Consider the following 18,843-nt stretch of genomic DNA (forward strand, 5'->3'; position numbering starts at 1 on the left):
TCATTGCAAAGAGGCTTACCTGCATGAACATCATTGCGAGCAGCCGTAGGCTGCGTGACAATCTCATGAAATAATAACAAATTCCTGAGGTTGCTTTGTCAAAACTTACAGTTTTTCCTCGCAATAACGCCTTAACAGTACACCTGTGTATACAACTCCCCTTCATCAGGTAGCGGTGAATTTTCTGAGAATTCTACTGCTTCTTTCACAATTTCTTTTACCAACTGTTCTATTTCTTTTAAATCCCCTTCGGTTACATATTTATTGTCGAGTATCGTTTTTCTTATTATTACCAACGGATCACGCTCTTTATATTGCTCAACTTCTTCTTTACTGCGATATTTTGCCGGGTCGGACATCGAATGCCCACGATAACGATAAGTTTTTACCTCTAATATCAGAGGAAAGCTATTTTCTCTAACATACTCGGCTGCTTGCTTAGAGCCGTCATACATTTCTTCAAAATCCATACCGTCTAGCTGAAATCCTTTAATCCCAAACGATTCCCCTTTCTTATATAAATCACGCATAAAGGTAGAACGTGCTACAGACGTCCCCATCGAATATTCGTTATTTTCAATAATATAAACTACCGGCAAACCCCATAAAGCAGCCATATTAAAAGCTTCATATACCTGACCTTGATTAACGGCACCGTCACCTAAAAAAGTAAAACAGATATTATGCGTATCGTTATATTTTTCAGCAAACGCAAGCCCTGTGCCTATCGGTACTTGAGCCCCTACTATACCGTGTCCACCATAAAATTTGTTTGGTACATCAAATAAATGCATCGAGCCACCCTTACCTTTCGAACAACCTGTAACACGCCCCATAAGCTCGGCAAGAACATACTTAGGCTCAGTTCCTGCTAAAATAATATGAGCATGGTCACGATAGCTAGTAATAGTGCTATCACCTTTTTGTTTAACCATATCTACTGCAGAAATTACTGCTTCTTGCCCTATATATAAATGACAAAAACCACCGATTTCTCCCATTCCGTATAACTGACCGCATTTTTCTTCAAAACGACGCAGTAGGAGCATATCTTTAAAGCTTTTTATACATTCTTCCTTTGTCGGCTTATATTTTCCTAACTTAATATCCACTAATTACTCCTTAAGACTATTGTCACCCCGTGGTCAAGCCACAGGGTGACACCTATAAATTAAAAGTCACAAAATATGGTACATGATCCGAAGGTGGAGACCAATCACGCGCTTCTGGTAGTAAATGCATAGAAAATAATGCATCTTTTAAATTATCGCTAACCCAAATATGATCAAGCCTTCTACCTCTGTTCGATTTTTTCCAATCTATATTTCTATAACTCCACCAAGTATAAAATTTTTCGTCAAGCGATACGAAATGTCTGCTACTATCAATAAAACCTAACGCATTTTGTAGCTCTACCAATAACGAGCGTTCAATATCGGTATGACTGATAACATTTCGCAACTGCTTACTAGACCATACATCATGTTCATGCGGAGCAATGTTCAAGTCCCCGACAATAATCATTTTATCGTTTTTAGTACGGTTAGTAGTTAACCATTCCTGCATTAACCTTACATATTCGAGCTTATGCTTAAATTTTGTATTTACCTCGATATCAGGTATATCACCACCGGCAGGAACATAAAAATTATGTATTTCTATATCATTAACTATAGCTGCTATATGCCTTTTATCACTATTATATAACTCCAATGAAAAAACATTATTCAAAGGAAATTTTGAAATAATAGCAACACCGTTATATGATTTCTGCCCTGAATATATTACATGTTCATAGCCTATATTTTTAATAACTTCAAGAGGAAATAATGAGTCAGCTACCTTTGTTTCTTGAAGTAAAATAATATCCGGCTGATGTTCATATGCTAATTTTCTTAATAAATCGATCCGTAAACGCAATGAATTAATATTCCAAGTAACTATCTTCATTAGACTTATTGTATAACCTCCTTCTAAAGGTAATTTGTATGTCAATCTGGTACATCCTCACGTACTAAGCGTACGCTGCGGTGCTGCGTTCCATGTTTCTTTCAAATTCCTCTTTATAAGATAGGTTATACAACAAGTCTATTTAATTTTTTATAGCTGCCCCTATTATTGCATCTCTAAAATAAATTATTCCAAGTTGATTTAAAGGATTTTTCATGTCAATTTTATCTTTTTCTTCTTCAGGAATTTTTATCATAGTATTACTGAGTATAGCAAAATAAAGATTATCAGGCAAAACATATCCTGCTTCACTTTGTATTCCAAGGGCTTTTCCCGTATAATGAATCATTAAACGCTTAGAATCAAGATCAGTAAGAAAAATACCGTAACCTATATAAGACTTACGCCCTTCTATATCTTTTGCTAAAAAATATTTAGTAGTCATAAGTTTATACGACTTCTTAGAAAGAATTTTCTCCTCATTTAATGCCCTATACCATCTAATAAGATCAGCCGGTGTTGATATTATACCACCGTCAGCACAAGGAACTGCTAAAAAATCAGCAGTTACGGGAGTAAATATAGGTTTATTACTATTATTAGGCGTTAAAAAATATCTTACCGGATAATTAGAACTAATAACGTTTTTTTGGATTCTAGCGGCTTCACTATATGAAGCAAAACTAGTAGATTTCATATTAAGCGGTTTAAAAAATTCATCATAAAAAAAGTTAGCTAAATCTTTTTTAGCCACCTTTTCTATAATCATACCGAGTATAACAAAATTAGTATTACTATATTTAAATTTTTTCCCTATAGATATTTCTAAAGGCTTAGAAGAAACAAATTGTAATATTTTCTTGTGAATCTCTTTCTTAGGCATATTTAAATCAAGTTTAACAAAACTAAAATATTCAGCAATACCGCTACTATGCGTTAATAAATTATGGATAGATATTTTATATGCCCAATCCGGCACTTTTCCACCCCACATTTCCGGATCAAGATATTTATAAATTTTATCGTTAATATTTAATAATGCCTGTTCTTGTAATTTTAAGATTCCCGCTGCTGTAAAAGACTTTGTAGCAGAAGCAATAGGCATCATTTCATTTGCTTTTAATTGCTCACCGTTTAAAGCAAAAATTCCTTTAGCACCGGTTAATAAAGGTTTATAATCATCGGCAAACATAAAAACGGCATTTAAAAATCTATTACTTATATATTCTTTTTCTGCTTCATTGATTCTTTGCTGTATATCTGCAAAACAATCAATACAATTAGTAATAGAAAAAAGCAGCAACAAAAAATATCTACGAATCATAACTTCAACACTCCATAAACTTATCAATAGACGTCTTACATAACTTGCTTCTAAAGGTAATTTGTACGTCGATCCGGTACTCGAATCCTCATGTCAAGTCTACGCTGTGGTTCTGCGTTCCGTGTCTCCTTCAAATTTCTCCCTATTAGCTGCGTTATGTAAGACGTCTAGTAAAATAAAATGGTAATTTTGCTTCTAACTTAATCTCTTTACCAAAAATTTTTTCAGATAAACATATATTATTAGCATGCAAGAACATATATTTACTATACGGCATTATTTCTTTATTACCATATTTATCATCTCCAAGTATCGGACAACCTAATAATTTAGCATGCAACCTTAATTGATGCATTCTACCTGTAACCGGCGTAAATTTAATTAAAAATAAGTTATTATCAAGTGATTTAAGTGCTTTATAATAAGTAATGGCAAGTTTACCATTTTCACTATCAATATCAGTAATTTTAGGTGTACTTCCTTTACTCTTTTCTATATTACTTCTAACTTCGCCTACATTTTTAATTGGCTTCCCATAGGTTACGGCAAAATATGTTTTTACAACCAATTTTTCTTTAAAAGCATCATGAAGTTTTATACTACTTAAATAATTTTTGGCTATTAAGAGCAAACCACTTGTTTCTTTATCTAATCTATGTACTAGCTTAAAATCAGCACCTTTATAATTCAAATATTTTAATGCAGAGTCAATAGATAAATTTATTTTACTGCCGCCTTGAGTAGCAAGACCTGCAGGTTTATTTATAGCTACTAAATTATCATCTGCATATATCAAATAATCGTTAGTAATTTTCTTCGCTAGCTTAATTTCAGCGTCGGTAAAAACTAATTTTTCAGGTTGCTTAACAGGTAAATTAAACTTATCGTTAATAAAAATTTTATCGCCGCCTTTTACTCTTAAACTCGCTTCTGCTTTCTGAGAATTAACGGTAATTTGTTTTTGACGTAATGCTTTCTCTATTGCTCCTTGAGTCAATAAGGGATATAGACGTTTTAAATATTTATCTAATCTAGAAGAAATAGGAGTATTGACATCGATGATCATATTTTTAATAAATTAGGAACTTTTTATTAAAAAATAGCACCAAATTATTACAGATAAAAGGATTATAGCAAAAAGCTGATGTATAGAGGCAATTATTATAGGTACAGAGTATAAAAGAGTAATTATTCCGGTAGATACCTGCATCAATAATGCAATCATTAGAAAATATGCTATCTTATTTAATTTTAGATGTTCTATTTTTAACAAGCAGATTATCAAAACTACAACAACCAAAAATACGCTATAGCCGCCTAAACGATGTATGAATTGTATAAAAACCGGATCATACCAATTTTTAAGATCAAAGAAATTATCTTTTATCTCCATCGGGATAAAGCTATCATCCATCAGCGGGAAACTATTATATATCAGCCCTGCATCAAGCCCTGCAACTAAAGCACCTAAAAAAATTTGCACATATACTACAGTAATAGCAATACCGGAAAATATTAATGGTAATTTTAAATCTGTTTGTGACGGGATTAACAAAATATCACAACGATTTTTTATTAGTTGATAAAAAAGTATGTGATAAATAATTACGGCGATAATTAAATGAAAAGCAAGTCGAAAATGACTAACATACGGACTATTCAACAAGCCGCTTTTAACCATATACCACCCCATAAAGCCTTGTACGCAAAATAACAACAAAGCAATTATATAAGGTAGCATGTCATGATTTTTTATAACATCTTTAAAATAAAAATATATTAAAGGTACAATATATATTAAAGCTGTAATTCTACCGAGTAATCGATGTATAAACTCTAACAGATAAATAAACTTAAACTGTGATAAAGTAATTCCGTAATTAACGGAGTTATATTCAGGAAAAGCTTTATATTTAGCAAATTCCGCTTGCCAGGTTTCAAAACTAAAAGGCAGCAAAATACCGGTTACCGGACGCCACTCAACTATAGATAAACCAGAACCGGTAAGCCTTGTTATCCCCCCTATAACAATCGTCGCTATGACCATTATACAACTTATACACAACCATTTTGTAATTAAACTTTTCTGCACTTTTATTTTAAGTCTATGTTTTTTATCTCGTCATTACGGCATTGCTATGTCATCCCCGCGTAGGCCTTGTTGCGTGGATAGGTTTATCATTTTATCATTTATCATCCCACAACTTGATCGCGTGATCCAGCTAAAAATACTAATAATATTAGTATTTTTTTTATAACCACCGTGGTCAAGCCACGGGGTGACATTAAAGATTACTGGATTCCTGCTTTCGCAGGAATGACATATTTATAGCCCTCAAATCAAGACTCTGCATTCTTTTCCGTATCTTCGATGGTATTAGAAGGACGTTTCTTATTTGATGTTTTATTACGATATCTACGTTTTGTCTTTTTTGGAGCAACTTGTGCTTCTTCTAAGCTGGCATTACTTTCTACAACTTTCACCCCTTCCACAACGCTTACGGTTTGCTCTACCAATTCTTTTGCCTCTAAACTCTTATCTTTTACTTCATTAGTAATATTATTACTATTATTAGCTGTTTTCCATTTATGTTTATTTTTGCGTAACTGTTCTTTTTTCAGCTCTTCTTCAGTATAATCGGCACTATGATTCTGAATTACCGGCTTAACAGAATTAACATTATTGTTATTTTTCTTCAACAGCTTCACTTTTTCAATCGAATAACTATCTGATGTAGCATTAGGATCGGAATAAAAATTAAGCTTTATATCATATTTTTCTTCAATAAATTTTATCTCAGCACGTTTATTATTAAGTAGATAAATAACTGAAATGATGTTGGTAAAAACATTTATTACATCAATTCTTTCTTCAAAAATTTCATTCTCTATAGTACGTAAAATTAACATAGCATTAGCGTCACTCGCTCTAATGACTCCTTTACCGTTACAATGAGAACAAATTGCCGAATTAGTTTCTAAGAAAGAAGAACGTAATCTCTGCCTTGAGAATTCAAGTAGTCCAAACTGACTAATATTACCGGTTTGTATACGAGCACGATCACGACTTAAAAACTCTTTAAAGGATCGTTCAATAATTTTACGATTCTTAGCTTCGCTCATGTCTATAAAATCAACAACTATCAAACCTGATAGATCTCTAAGCTTTACTTGCCTGGCTACTTCTTTGGCTGCTTCTAAATTAGTTTTTAGTGCCGTTTCTTCAATATTTTGTTCAGAAGTTGATTTACCGGAATTTACATCAATTGAAATAAGAGCTTCCGTAGGATTAATAACGATATATCCTCCTGAAGGTAACGTCACTACAGGCTGATATAATTTAACTAATTGCTCTTCTACTTGAAACTTAGTAAATATAGGAGTTTTACTTTTATGCTCTTTCAGCTTTACAAGCTCTGAAGGTAATAAATCCTGCATAAATTTTGAAGCGTCTTCATAACCCTCTTGTCCTTGAATTACCACCTCTTTAACATTGTGATCGCACATATCACGTATGGTTTTACGTATTATACTATCTTCCTCATGAATAAAACACGGAGCCGGAAATTTAATAGTACTTTTACGAATTTTATTCCATAACCTTGCTAAATAATTATAGTCTTTCTTCAAATCTAAGGTGCTACTTCCTATACCTGCGGTTCTAACAATGACGCTATAAGCATTTTTGTCACCGTTTACTATTTTATTTAAAATATCTTTCAGTCTTTTCCTTTCTTCCCCGTTTGATATTTTACGCGATATACCGTTTTGCGAGCCTTTATTAGGCATTAAAACACAATATTTACCAGCCAAGGATATATAAGTAGTGAAGGCGGCGCACTTATTGCCTCGTTCTTCCTTAGTAACCTGCGCTAATAATATTTGGTTTTTTCTTATTACTTCTTGAACTTTATATTGTTTATATTGCGGAATATTTGACTCAGGGGGGGTACCGCTTTGAATAATTTCAATATCATCAGCCGCTTCTAAATTAAGTTCTGACTGGAATTTACTCTCTACTAAATCTTCTATGGTTTTTAGGTCAATTTCTTCACTATCAACCAAAGAATCATATATAACAGCCGGCTTCTCTTTATCATCCTCAACCGTAATATTTGCAAGAGCTATTTCAGGAAAAGCATTAACCGGAAAATTTCTCTCCAAGGTAGGCAAATTGTAATAGTTAGGATGGATTTCACTAAACGGTAAAAAACCGCTTTTATCCATTCCGTACTCTATAAAAACAGCCTGTAGCGACGGTTCTATTCTTGTAACTTTTGCTAAATAAATGTTACCTTTATTTTGTTGTCTTACGGTTGTTTGAAATTCAATATCTTCTATATTGTTGCTTTGTCCTAATAAAACTACTCTTGTTTCGCTTGGAAAATTAGCATCAATTATAATCTTTTTATTCATTTATCTTGCTCACTAACTTGAAGAACAAATAATTAATATAATGCTTGTATCTTAAGAAAAATCATTGTTTATCTTGTATTAATTTATTTAAATAGATAATTTATCTATGAGTAAAGAGCAAAAATGAAATTCTAGATAAACTTCAAATAACACCTCTTTAAAATACTAAAAAATATATTATTATTTTTCTTACATTAAAATATTTTCATATTAATTCATTAATTTTTTTAAAATTCAACAATAATTATATACAAATTATAAATAAGGCTACCATACTTGATTAAAAGCTGTTAATCTAATAACTATCCATATATACTTAAATAATGGAATTACGAATCTCTTTAATTTTTAAGATAATAATCTTAATCATTATAATTATGAGTTATATACCATGTATTTATGTTTAGCAAACACTTAATTTATGACTTTAAAAAACGATTATAAAACTATTTTTTTCTCACTTTTGGGAATATTTATTTTTTCCTGTATCAATGCTATAAATTTTTATAATTTTAAAATCTTTTTACTGATAAATAAAAATCTAGGCGGAGAACAAATAAATCATATAAATCAAACTAAATTTATAGGTTCGATAATCGCAGGCTTTACCTTAACACAGTTAATTAATAAGTTAAGTAATCAAAAAATTATTTTAATTAGCTTATCTTTATTAATTATTTGTACAATAAACCTAATTTTATTAAATAATTATACTCTAATTAAAATTAATTTTATTGTAATTAATTTTGGAACATTTTCATATTTCACTTCTATAACATTAAACATTATTGAGAGCAGCAAAGAAAAGAAATATTTTTTTTTAGCTTGTATAATGTTGTTATGGGCGGGTGGAAACTTAATGGTAGATTTATTAAATCCATTTATAAAACCGACAAATAATACTATAGTAATTTGTGCATTGTTATATTGTATCAATATACTAACCGAATTTCTGCATTATAATCCTACACCTCATAAATTAAATTTAAATTCCAAATTTTCATCCTTAATAAAAAATGTCGAATTACAATTATTGACAGGCTTCGTAGTTGCTTATGTCACCTTGGATATATTATGGTATTATGAAGCTTTTGCATTAAAAAAAGAATTAGCATTAATTAATTTAAGCCTTATACTAAAATATATTTTTCTAGCAATATGTTTTTCTATAATTCCTATATGCTATATATTAAGCAAAGTAAATAAATATTTGGCTAATTTATCATTAACTATAATTCTGCTCGTCTGCTTTATTTTACTACCTCTTCATGGAACTAATAAAAACCTTAATATATTATATATAATACTAATCGGTAGTTGTTTAGGATCCATTTATATTTGCAATATTTTAATACTAATTGATAAATTTAGGGATTACGAACTTAGAACAGCTTTATTTTCGTATTTTTCAATGTGCAGCATCGGTATATATGCCGGAGCTTTATCATCTCATGTACCTTACGGCACTATTAACGGCAGTGATTTCTTATTTTCCGTTTTTGCCGTAGTCGGTAGTTTTGTAGCTTATCATTTTTGGTATTTTATTAAGTATACATTATATAGATTTTAATAAGACTTCTTGTATAACTTGCTTCTAAGGGTAATTTGTACGTCGATCCGGTACTCGAATCCTCACGTTACTTGCGTGTACGCTGTGGTTCTGCGTTCCGTGTCTCCTTCAAATTTCTCCTTATTAGCAAGTTATGCAAGAAGTCTTATACTAACATAGACGAAGATCAACTTCAAAAAGAGCAAGGAATCCACAAGGTGAGGAGCAGCGCGTATACTTAATACGTGAGTATCGCAACTCTTGTAGGATGACGCCGCCAATTTTTGAAGTGCATCGAGTATATGTGTAATATTCTGTAACATAATATAACTTGTATAATTTAGCATTAAATATTAATATTTAAATATATTTTTACAATGCCTAAAATGCAGCAAAGTACATTATTAAAACCGGTTAGTTGTTACGGGATCGGGGTTCACTCAGGAAAACGTACCCAGTTAACTATAGAACCCGCTAAAGAAAATACCGGAATTATATTCATTAGAACCGATATATCTTCTGAAAATAATTATATTGAAGCTAGCTATTTCAATGTTTCCGATACCTTGTTATCTACCACTATCAGTAATGATCATAAAGTTCAAATTTCAACAATTGAACATTTAATGGCAGCACTTTGGGGATGCAGCATTGATAATGCAATTATTAAAATTGACGGTCCTGAAGTACCAATTATGGACGGCAGTAGTAAACCTTTTGTGTTTATGATTGAGTGTGCAGGAAAAAAATTACAAAATGCTCCTAAAAAATATCTAAAAATTCTAAAAGATATAAAAGTAGTTCATAAAGATTGTGAATTATATTGTACCCCTTCCGATCACATGATTGTAGATTTAACCATTGATTTTAGTAGTAAAGCTATAGGTAGACAAAATCTAAGTTTTAGGAATCAAGAATCTTTTACTAAAAATATTGCAGATGCTAGAACTTTTGGCTTTATAAGAGATGTTGATTATTTGAAAAGCAAAGGGCTTGCCCAAGGTGCCTCATTTGAGAATGCTATAGGAATAGATGAGCAGGATAAAATCTTAAACCCAAACGGCTTACGTTATGAAGATGAATTTGTTCGCCATAAACTATTAGATTTATTCGGTGATTTATATACCAGCGGCACTAGCATTGTAAGTGCAATTAAAGGCTACAAAACCAGCCATGCTCTTAATAACGAACTATTGCATAGAATATTTAGCGATACTACCTCTTACAAATTTGTAACTAGCAGTGAGTTATAATAATCATTTCATATTGTTAAATTTCGCTTTCTTTTTTGCATCCTTTTTAAATTTTCACTCTTTGTCCTTTTTATTTCAGCATTATTAACTTTATTTTTATCCATAGCTTTAGTTAAAGGACTATACCCTTCGGCTTTACTAGGATTTTCATAAAATGGATTCATTACATTTTTAATATCTTTAACATAGCTCTCTTTTCTATTATCCATTGTTATTTTATTTTCTCTAAAAAATTCTTCTAAACCGTTTCTTTTTATTTCAGAATTAAAACTGCCTCTTATTTCTCGAAATTTTTGTATTTTTTGGTCTTTATTCATACTCCAATAATTCTTATCCGTTATTAATTTTTTTAAAGCTAATGTTTGCAATACTTGATTCTTAGTATAATTCTCTAATTGTTCTAAATTTTCATATATAGGAGTATCTTGTTTTTTATATTCTTCATTTATATTTAATTTAAATATTGCTTTTATTTCTATTTTTTCCTTTTCAGTAAGACCGTCGATAATTAATGATGCGGTCGTAACTACACCGTAACCCGTAGCTTTTAATATATCAAGTACATTACCGCTAACACCTTTAATAATAGAGGCGGCCAAATTTGCGGCTCCACCTAAATTATTTCCAAATATTCGTCCTGTACTTTTCAATTTACTCACATTTAAATCATACTTATCTTGAGTAGCATCCTTACCTGCCGTTTGCGGCGTATATAATTCATTTTTCAAAATATCTTTTAAGCTCGGTTCTAATGATAATATATAATCTTGCTGACTTTTAGCATTTCTGTTATGTACTAATAAATTATTCTCTTTATGAAGTTTACGCAAATCATGCACTTTCAAAGTCTCATTTACAGCTTGAATTCCTACGCTAACTCCTGAAACAACACCTACAGCTATAATTATTGGTGATATAGGAGTAAAAAGTCCAGAAACTGCAATTGCTATAGAAGCTATAGAAACTGCATAACTTAAACTATTGCTAAATAATATTTTACCGATTTTACTTTGTCTAAAACTAGTCCAATAAGATTTTAACTTATTAAATATTTTTCTAACCCTTGATTTTTTTGAATCAGACATTTATTTTTCTCTCCAAAGAACAAATATTTTTATAAATTTTTCTTTTATTTAATTAACTTCTCTTACAACTTAAATTATAGTATAAATTCTAATAAAAAAACAAAACAAATGTCTGGAAAAGAATTAAATAAAATTGTTGCAGCTATCTTATTTGCTAGTTTAATTGCTATGATGGTTGGATTTATTGCAAATATATTATACAAGCCCACTCTAGAGTTACAACATCGCGGCTACAGCGTTGCGGTTCAAGAATCATCAGAAAATCAAAATACTACTGCACTAGGGCAAGCACCGGTAAATATACCAGAATTAATGAAGACTGCTAACGCCGATAACGGTCGTGAAATAGCCAAGAAATGTTTAATGTGTCATTCTCTTGATAAAGACGGTCCAAATAAACTAGGGCCGCATCTTTGGGATGTAGCAGGCAGACCAAAAGCAAGCATAGCAGACTATAAATATTCCCCTGCTCTATCAAAACTTGGCGGCGTATGGGATGATAATAGTTTATTTGCTTTCTTACATAAACCAAGTAGCTATGCACCAGGAACTAAAATGTCCTTTGTCGGTATCTCAAAACCACAAGACATAGCTGACGTAATATTATTTTTAAAAACTTATGTTCATGATAAATAATTATCTCACCGAAATATGGTTAATAATCGGCATAATTTGCATAGTTGTTGAATTCTTTGCAGTTCCAAGTATTGGATTCTTATTCTTTGGGCTTGGAGCGTTATCAAACACTCTTGTGGTATATAACTACCCTCTAATTAGCTTAATAAATCAAATAACATTTTTTGGTATATTATCGCTTATTTGGTTTTGCATATTATATTATCCTCTTAAAAAATATGTTTATAATAAAACTGATAAAACAAAAAGTTACTCGGATATGATAGGCAAAACGGTAGAGGTTTATAGTTCTACAGTTTCTTCTGATACTATAGGACAAGTAAGATGGTCCGGTACTATTATGAATGCTTACCTTGTTCCAAATGAAATCGATGCAAAAACAGGCGACCGACTTTTTATTATCGAAGTTAAAGGGAATGTACTAATTTGTTCTAGAGAAAAACCTAATAATAATTCTTAGCAAAATATTTCTAAATGACATTGCCCGCGTAAATACAAGTCCTCATTGCAATTAGGTATTGTTGCGTGGGTCATTTTATGTCATTCCCACGGAAGCGGGAATGACACTAAATGTATTTTCCGGTCCAACGGCGGGCAGCCTCTCTAAACATTCTCTTTAAACCAATCAAAAGCTTTTTTAAAGAAGCTACTATTTACATCAAGTCTAATATGAGCAAATTCTTTTTGCTGTTTTAGAGCATGAATTTTTAGCATTCCTATAGTTGCTGAATACATGGCCGGATTATAGTCTTCTATAAAACCGGCAATAATCTCCGGTTTACCGATTCTACTCTGTTTTTCAAAAATTTTATTTGAAAGCTCTTTAAGTCCTCTAAGCTGAGACCCGCCGCCGGTAATTACAACTCTAAAAACTTCAACCTGCCCTTTTGTTGCTTTATCATATTCGGCTTTTACCATTGATAATATTTCTTCGGCTCTTGCTCTTATTACCTCAGCCAATTTATAAATTGTTACGAAAGTATTTAAAGTATGATGAGTATCAACCTGAAAATCCTCCATATTTATAATACTATCTTTCTCAAATAAAGGTATCATTGCATTACCGTATAAAATTTTTAATTTCTCTGCCATAACAAGATCAATACCAAAGACTTTAGCAATATCCGAGCTAATATGAAAACTACCTATATTTACATGCCCCGTATATATTAATTTACCGGCAAAAAAAATGCCGAAAGAGGTAGTTTTATCCCCCATGTCAATGATAAGCGAACCTAGATTTTTTTCATCATTCGTAAGACAGCTAATAGCAGAAGCATAAATTGCTAGAGTAATATTTGTGACTTCAACATGACATTTAGCGAAGCATTGTACAATATTTGATAACATATTTGAACTAGCAGCAATAATATGTAATTCACAACTAAGTTCTCTACCGTACATACCTATAGGATTCTCGACTGAATTATTATCAAGGGTAAATTCAAGAGGAAAATAATGAATAATTTCTTGGTTTTTAACTTTAAATTCAAGTAATGCTTTTTGTAGTAACTTTTTAATATCCTGCTGCGTTACGGTTTGCCCGTTAACTTTAATGGTATAATTAATATAATAAGATTTAGTGTCGGCACCTGATAACGATAATATAATTTTTTTTATATTTTTACCGCAATCTTTTTCAAGTGCGTAAATTGCCGAAACAATGCTAGTTTCAGCATTTTTTAAATCTGATATAACTCCTGATTTAATACCTTTAGAATGATGCAAATTTTGGCTAACTACTTTAATTTCACCTTTTTTACTAATATAGGCAGCAATTACGGCAATCTTACTACTACCGAAATCAAGTGTAACAAAATTTGATATTTTCTCTTTCATTTTTTATGCTTGTTATTCCAAAAACGTCATTGCGCGAAGAATTACAAAGTAATGCGACGAAGCAATCTCAGGATGCTTGACAAGAGTGCCACGTCGAAACTACGTTTCTCTTCGCAATGACGATTCTCAGTACTTCTCTATATAATACTTATTCTTATCCCTTAAATCCAAAGCCTTATAATTTTGGTTAAACAGCTTGTTAGCTTTATTTAGTGCATCGACATATTTTAATGCTTCTTCAAACTCTTTTTCAGGTAACTTAATACTTATATTACCTTTAAGATTTAAATCCCACCTTCTATCTCCGAGTCTTACAGCAGCTAAAGTTTTATTCATTAATGCCGGATATTTCTGTAGCTCTAATACTAATGTACCTGCATAGATATTCGCCCCTTCCCCTACAACATGTAATAAATGAGGAAAAGGTTGAATATTTTTACTAATTTCGTAACCTTCTTCATCAACTAAGAAAAGCTGATTATTAATTTGCCAAATAGCAATAGGTTCTCTTTCAAATAATTTTATATATACCGTATTTGGTAATCTTCTACTGACATATACTTCCTTGATCCATTTATTTTTCTTTAAATTATTTCTAATTTCGTCTAATTTAAGAGCAAAAATAGGACTGCCCTTATTCGCATTTAAAACCTTTAATATTGTAGGCTCATCGACATTTTGCTGTCCTTCAATGATAACATTCTCAAGTTTAAACCCAAGTTTTGTTGTTGTTTGGTATATATTTGTTGTTAAGTAGGTTTTTATGCCGGCAAAATATTTTGTAAAAACAAATAGACATACAAAGATAATTAAAACAATCTTAAGCCCTAATATTGCTTTTTTGTAAATTAGTCCTAATTTTCGGCGTAATGAGATATTATTAGTTTTTTTTGTTTGTTTTTTTTTATTAGAGCTTGTTTTTTTTCTCATGATTCAAAGTTTGCCGTCTTTATAATTTCTTCAATTAAGTTAGTAAAATTTATCCCTGCATAAGCTGCAATTTCCGGCACTATTGATAAAGGTGTCATACCTGGGTGAGTATTTAGCTCCAAAGCATATAACTTGTTTGTCTGCTCTTCTAAAATAAACTCTACTCTAGCAGGACCTTTACAATTCATTATTTTATAAATTTTTTCTGATTCTATAAGTAATTTCTCATATAAATTAGCAGGTAGCGGAGCAGGACAAAGATGATCAGCGAATCCTTCGGTATATTTAGTTTCATAATCATAGAAACGATTCTTTAGTAATTTAATCTCTAAAACTCCAAGAGCTTTGCCGTTTAATACCGCTACTTGCAATTCTCGCCCTTTTATATATTGTTCTATTATTACCTGATCACCGTAAGGAAAATCATAATCGGCAAAGTTAAAATCATCTTCTGCAAATATCACCTCAACACCAATACTTGAGCCTTGCGTAAGAGGCTTAATAACATACGGTCGTTTCATAGGATCATTTTTTATATTATCGCTTTTATTTACAACAATGCTTTCTGCCATATTAATATTATTCGTTAAAAACCAGCTCCTAGAATGTATTTTATCGAATGCTAAAGCTGAAGATAACACGCCACTATGAGTATAAGGAATCCGCATTGTATTAAGTAATCCTGGTAAACAACCGTCTTCACCGTATGTACCGTGCAGGCAATTAAAAACGATATCAGGTTTTATTTCTTGTAATCTAACTGCAATATCCGCCCCCATATCAATAAAGGTAACTCTATATCCTAATTCAATTAAAGCTTTACTAACTCCTTCGCTTGACACTAACGATACTTCACGCTCAGCAGACATACCGCCAGCCATTAATGCTATATACTTTTTACCAGTATTACTTAATATTTTGACTATAGAGTGTTCCACCCAATGTGTTTGATATTTATGCATGTTTTTTCCTTTCTTATTAAATCCATATTATAAAATAAACATATAAAAAACTTGTTTTTTATATGTTTTACTGGATTCCCCCGCCTTCACGGGAATGACATAAAACTAGCTGCAACAACGCCATTTTTAATTAGGAATGACGTCCGATTCTCTTAATCTCCCACTCTAACTTAACCCCGCTATCTTCAAATACTTTCTGCCGGACGAAATCACCTAAATCTTCTAAATCCTTAGCGGTAGCATCACCGTTATTTATCATAAAATTACAATGAAGTTCTGACATCGAAGCACCACCTATTCTATAGCCTCTAAGTCCCACTTTGTCAATAAGTTCCCAAGATTTACGCCCTTCAGGATTTGAAAAAGTACTACCACCCGTACGCTCTTTAATAGGCTGTGTAGATGATCTTGCGTTATTTATTTCATTCATCCGTAATAATATATTTTCACTATCGCCTTTATTTATTTTAAAAACAGCTTTGAGAATAATTAAATTCTTTGGTAAATTATTACTGCGATATTTAAAACCGATTTCTTTATTTGTGAATGTTAAAAAGTTTCCTGCAAAGTCAATCGCTTCAATCTGCATTATAATATCTTTAAATTCAGAGCCGTAAGCACCAGCATTCATAACAACACCGCCGCCGATAGTCCCTGGAATACCTACTAAAAACTCAAAACCGGAAATAGCATTTGCTTGACAAAATTTTGCTAAATTATAATTAAGGCAGCTGCTACCTACTATTAAATGATTATCTATAAACTCAATATTACTAAAATTCTGACCAAGTTTTATAACGACCCCTTCTATGCCGCCATCTCTTATAATAATATTTGAGCCTGCTCCAAAAGTCTTTATAGGTAATTTTTGCTTATTTTGTATTAAGAAACTTTTTAAATCTTCTCTATCTAAAGGTTTAAAGAAAATTTCAGCATTACCTCCTACTCTAAACCATGTTAAGTGTTTTAAATTATAATCTTTTTTATACTCGCCTTTTACTATCGGTAAAATTAACATATTTAGTCCTGCTATTCGCTTTACTATTATCTTCACTCTTTTGTCCCCTAGTTCGCTTGACCCTATGTTATACGAACAGATGTCATGCCCGCGAAAGCTGGAATCCAGAAAAAAATGATAAAAACAAAGAAAATTATATACTAAATTTTTATATAATTTATTTAAAAAACTGGATTCCAGCTTTCGCGGGCATGCATAAGAGCCATGCAATAAGACCGGTCAAACCACGGTATGACAGCTGAAGCCACGGGATGACAATCTCCCATCTAATTCATTAGCAAAACTTGAAATATTACCTGCTCCCATCATAATTATCATATCACCGGAAGCTGCATTATCTATAATAACTCCAACCGCATCATCTAGCTCTGCTAGAAAATTTGCTTTATCATGATGTTTATTCTTAGTAATCTTATCAACTAAACTTTGTCCTGTAATTCCTTCTATAGGGTTTTCACCTGCAGCATATATATCGGTAATATAGAGTATATCGGCATCAGCAAAGCAAAGCATAAAATCATCAAATAAATACTGCATTCTTGAATATCTGTGAGGCTGAAAAATAGCAATAACTTTACCGTTTTGTTTATTTGCTATATTTTTAGCCGTCGCAAGCGTTGCTTTGATTTCCTCAGGGTGATGAGCGTAATCATCGATAATTGAAGCCTTATTATATTCAGCTACTTTAGTAAATCTCCTCTTCACTCCTTTAAAATTATTAAAACCGTTTTTAATAGCTTTAATACCGAAATCTAATTCTATCCCAACGGCAATTGCAGCAAGACTATTTAAAATATTATGTCTTCCGGGCGTTGGAATAGTAATTTTTTCAATAATTGTTGTACCTAGTACATTTGGCAGACTAATTTTTACGTCAAAAGTAGAGGAGGCAATATCAGTGTTAATATTAAACGCTATAATATGAGCATCTTCCGAATCGATGCCATAAGTAACAATCTTCCTTTCAGTAATATCGTCTACTAACTCACGAACTATTTTATGATCGATACAACAAACGGCAAAACCGTAAAACGGCAAATTAGTAATAAAGCTTCTAAAAGCACCAATTAATGTTTCAAAATCTTTATAATAATCTAAATGTTCAGGATCAATGTTAGTTATTATAGCAATAGTTGATGGAATATGAATAAACGTTGCATCCGATTCATCGGCCTCCGCAATTAAATAATTACTTGAACCAAGATATGCATTAGTCGATTTATTATTTATGATCCCACCGTTAATAACCGTAGGACATAAACCGGCTGCCTCAAATAAACAAGCAACTAAAGAAGTAGTAGTGGTTTTACCGTGCGATCCCGAAACTGCTACTGAACATTTTAATCTCATAAGTTCAGCAAGCATGTCCGCACGTCTAATAATTGGAATTTTACGCTCCAAAGCTTCTTTTATTTCAGGATTCTCTGGATTAATTGCGGATGAAATAACAACATACGACACATTGGTAATGTTCTGCTCAGCGTGTCCTAAAAATATTTTAATGCCGTATGACTCAAGCCTTTTAGTATTATAATTTTCTACTAAATCGGAACCTTGTACTTTATAACCTAGATTATGTAATATCTCAGCAATACCGCTCATGCCAACGCCGCCGATACCTATAAAATGTATAGTTTCTAAGGTTTGATTAGTTTTTTTTAATTCAAGTAACAGCATCTAAGTTTAATCATTTAAAATTGAGTTCTGCATATAGGTTTTAAGTAACATTGTCAAACACTAACTGTGTCATACCGCGACTTGATCGCGGTATCCAGTTTAAAATATTAAATAAAATCATTGATATTAAAAGTTATTTTTATGGATACTGTGGTCAAGTCACGGTATGACATCGGAGTCTTTTTCAAGAGCTATACAACAAAA

At 31.7% G+C, this 18,843-nt stretch carries 15 protein-coding genes and 3 pseudogenes; 4 read left to right on the top strand and 14 right to left on the bottom strand.

From position 1 onward, the window contains the following. Positions 1-131: 131 nt before the first annotated feature. From pdhA to AB4K15_RS00210, 7 genes and pseudogenes are all read right to left on the bottom strand, one after another. Positions 132-1,112, bottom strand: a complete 981-nt coding sequence (gene pdhA, locus AB4K15_RS00180; RefSeq protein ID WP_032073996.1) for a pyruvate dehydrogenase (acetyl-transferring) E1 component subunit alpha — start codon at positions 1,110-1,112, stop codon at positions 132-134. Between the two features lie 52 nt (positions 1,113-1,164). Beyond that, positions 1,165-1,950: an exodeoxyribonuclease III gene (gene xth / locus AB4K15_RS00185; RefSeq protein ID WP_032074030.1), complete on the bottom strand. Its 786-nt coding sequence runs from the start codon at positions 1,948-1,950 to the stop codon at positions 1,165-1,167. Between the two features lie 142 nt (positions 1,951-2,092). Next, positions 2,093-3,316: pseudogene (locus AB4K15_RS00190) on the bottom strand (serine hydrolase domain-containing protein); the annotation flags it as partial. Further along, a pseudogene (locus AB4K15_RS00195) lies at positions 3,299-3,436 on the bottom strand (palindromic element RPE1 domain-containing protein); the annotation flags it as partial. The pseudogenes AB4K15_RS00195 and AB4K15_RS00190, both read right to left, overlap by 18 nt. After that, on the bottom strand, positions 3,429-4,340 hold the full coding sequence (locus AB4K15_RS00200) for an RluA family pseudouridine synthase (RefSeq protein ID WP_032073994.1): 912 nt from the start codon (positions 4,338-4,340) through the stop codon (positions 3,429-3,431). The pseudogene AB4K15_RS00195 and the gene AB4K15_RS00200, both read right to left, overlap by 8 nt. 12 nt (positions 4,341-4,352) lie before the next feature. Then, entirely contained in the window at positions 4,353-5,366 is a 1,014-nt protein-coding gene (locus AB4K15_RS00205) for a COX15/CtaA family protein (protein WP_032073993.1), read from the bottom strand. A 248-nt stretch (positions 5,367-5,614) separates the two neighbouring features. Next, positions 5,615-7,690, bottom strand: a complete 2,076-nt coding sequence (locus AB4K15_RS00210) for an Rne/Rng family ribonuclease (RefSeq protein WP_032073992.1) — start codon at positions 7,688-7,690, stop codon at positions 5,615-5,617. Positions 7,691-8,111: 421 nt separating this feature from the next. Here AB4K15_RS00210 and AB4K15_RS00215 point away from each other — a divergent pair, with 421 nt between their 5' ends. Further along, positions 8,112-9,260 carry an MFS transporter gene (locus tag AB4K15_RS00215; RefSeq protein WP_032073991.1) on the top strand — a complete coding sequence of 383 codons (1,149 nt, stop codon included), beginning with the start codon at positions 8,112-8,114 and terminating at the stop codon, positions 9,258-9,260. Here AB4K15_RS00215 and AB4K15_RS00220 read toward each other — a convergent pair. Then, positions 9,256-9,399, bottom strand: a pseudogene (locus AB4K15_RS00220) (palindromic element RPE1 domain-containing protein); the annotation flags it as partial. The gene AB4K15_RS00215 and the pseudogene AB4K15_RS00220 overlap by 5 nt on opposite strands. 226 nt (positions 9,400-9,625) lie before the next feature. Between AB4K15_RS00220 and lpxC the strand changes: the two are divergent. Next, positions 9,626-10,492, top strand: coding sequence for a UDP-3-O-acyl-N-acetylglucosamine deacetylase (gene lpxC, locus AB4K15_RS00225; RefSeq protein ID WP_032074029.1), 867 nt, complete (start codon positions 9,626-9,628; stop codon positions 10,490-10,492). Between the two features lie 8 nt (positions 10,493-10,500). On the opposite strand, the gene AB4K15_RS00230 is transcribed toward lpxC, so the two are convergent. Continuing rightward, a complete protein-coding gene (locus AB4K15_RS00230) occupies positions 10,501-11,577 on the bottom strand; it encodes a hypothetical protein (RefSeq protein WP_032073990.1) in 1,077 nt (358 codons plus the stop codon). 108 nt (positions 11,578-11,685) lie between these two features. Between AB4K15_RS00230 and AB4K15_RS00235 the strand changes: the two genes are divergently transcribed. After that, entirely contained in the window at positions 11,686-12,213 is a 528-nt protein-coding gene (locus tag AB4K15_RS00235; RefSeq protein WP_032073989.1) for a c-type cytochrome, read from the top strand. Beyond that, the gene (locus tag AB4K15_RS00240) at positions 12,197-12,673 is read left to right on the top strand and encodes an NfeD family protein (protein WP_032073988.1); all 477 of its coding nucleotides are present in this window, start codon (positions 12,197-12,199) and stop codon (positions 12,671-12,673) included. Before AB4K15_RS00235 ends, AB4K15_RS00240 begins: the two co-directional genes overlap by 17 nt. Positions 12,674-12,816: 143 nt before the next feature. Here AB4K15_RS00240 and ftsA read toward each other — a convergent pair whose 3' ends face one another. The 5 genes from ftsA to murC all read right to left on the bottom strand — a co-directional run bounded on the left by ftsA (position 12,817) and on the right by murC (position 18,639). Next, the gene (ftsA, locus tag AB4K15_RS00245) at positions 12,817-14,052 is read right to left on the bottom strand and encodes a cell division protein FtsA (RefSeq protein ID WP_032073987.1); all 1,236 of its coding nucleotides are present in this window, start codon (positions 14,050-14,052) and stop codon (positions 12,817-12,819) included. Between the two features lie 126 nt (positions 14,053-14,178). Next, positions 14,179-14,982 carry a cell division protein FtsQ/DivIB gene (locus AB4K15_RS00250; RefSeq protein WP_500224828.1) on the bottom strand — a complete coding sequence of 268 codons (804 nt, stop codon included), beginning with the start codon at positions 14,980-14,982 and terminating at the stop codon, positions 14,179-14,181. Beyond that, a complete protein-coding gene (locus AB4K15_RS00255) occupies positions 14,979-15,944 on the bottom strand; it encodes a D-alanine--D-alanine ligase (protein WP_032073985.1) in 966 nt (321 codons plus the stop codon). The genes AB4K15_RS00250 and AB4K15_RS00255 overlap by 4 nt, the downstream gene beginning before the upstream one ends. Before the next feature lie 130 nt (positions 15,945-16,074). Continuing rightward, on the bottom strand, positions 16,075-16,962 hold the full coding sequence (gene murB / locus AB4K15_RS00260; protein ID WP_032073984.1) for a UDP-N-acetylmuramate dehydrogenase: 888 nt from the start codon (positions 16,960-16,962) through the stop codon (positions 16,075-16,077). Positions 16,963-17,181: 219 nt separating this feature from the next. Next, positions 17,182-18,639 carry a UDP-N-acetylmuramate--L-alanine ligase gene (murC, locus tag AB4K15_RS00265; RefSeq protein WP_032073983.1) on the bottom strand — a complete coding sequence of 486 codons (1,458 nt, stop codon included), beginning with the start codon at positions 18,637-18,639 and terminating at the stop codon, positions 17,182-17,184. Positions 18,640-18,843: the final 204 nt, after the last annotated feature.

The sequence above is a fragment of the Rickettsia aeschlimannii genome (assembly GCF_047973405.1).
Lineage (GTDB): Bacteria > Pseudomonadota > Alphaproteobacteria > Rickettsiales > Rickettsiaceae > Rickettsia > Rickettsia rickettsii.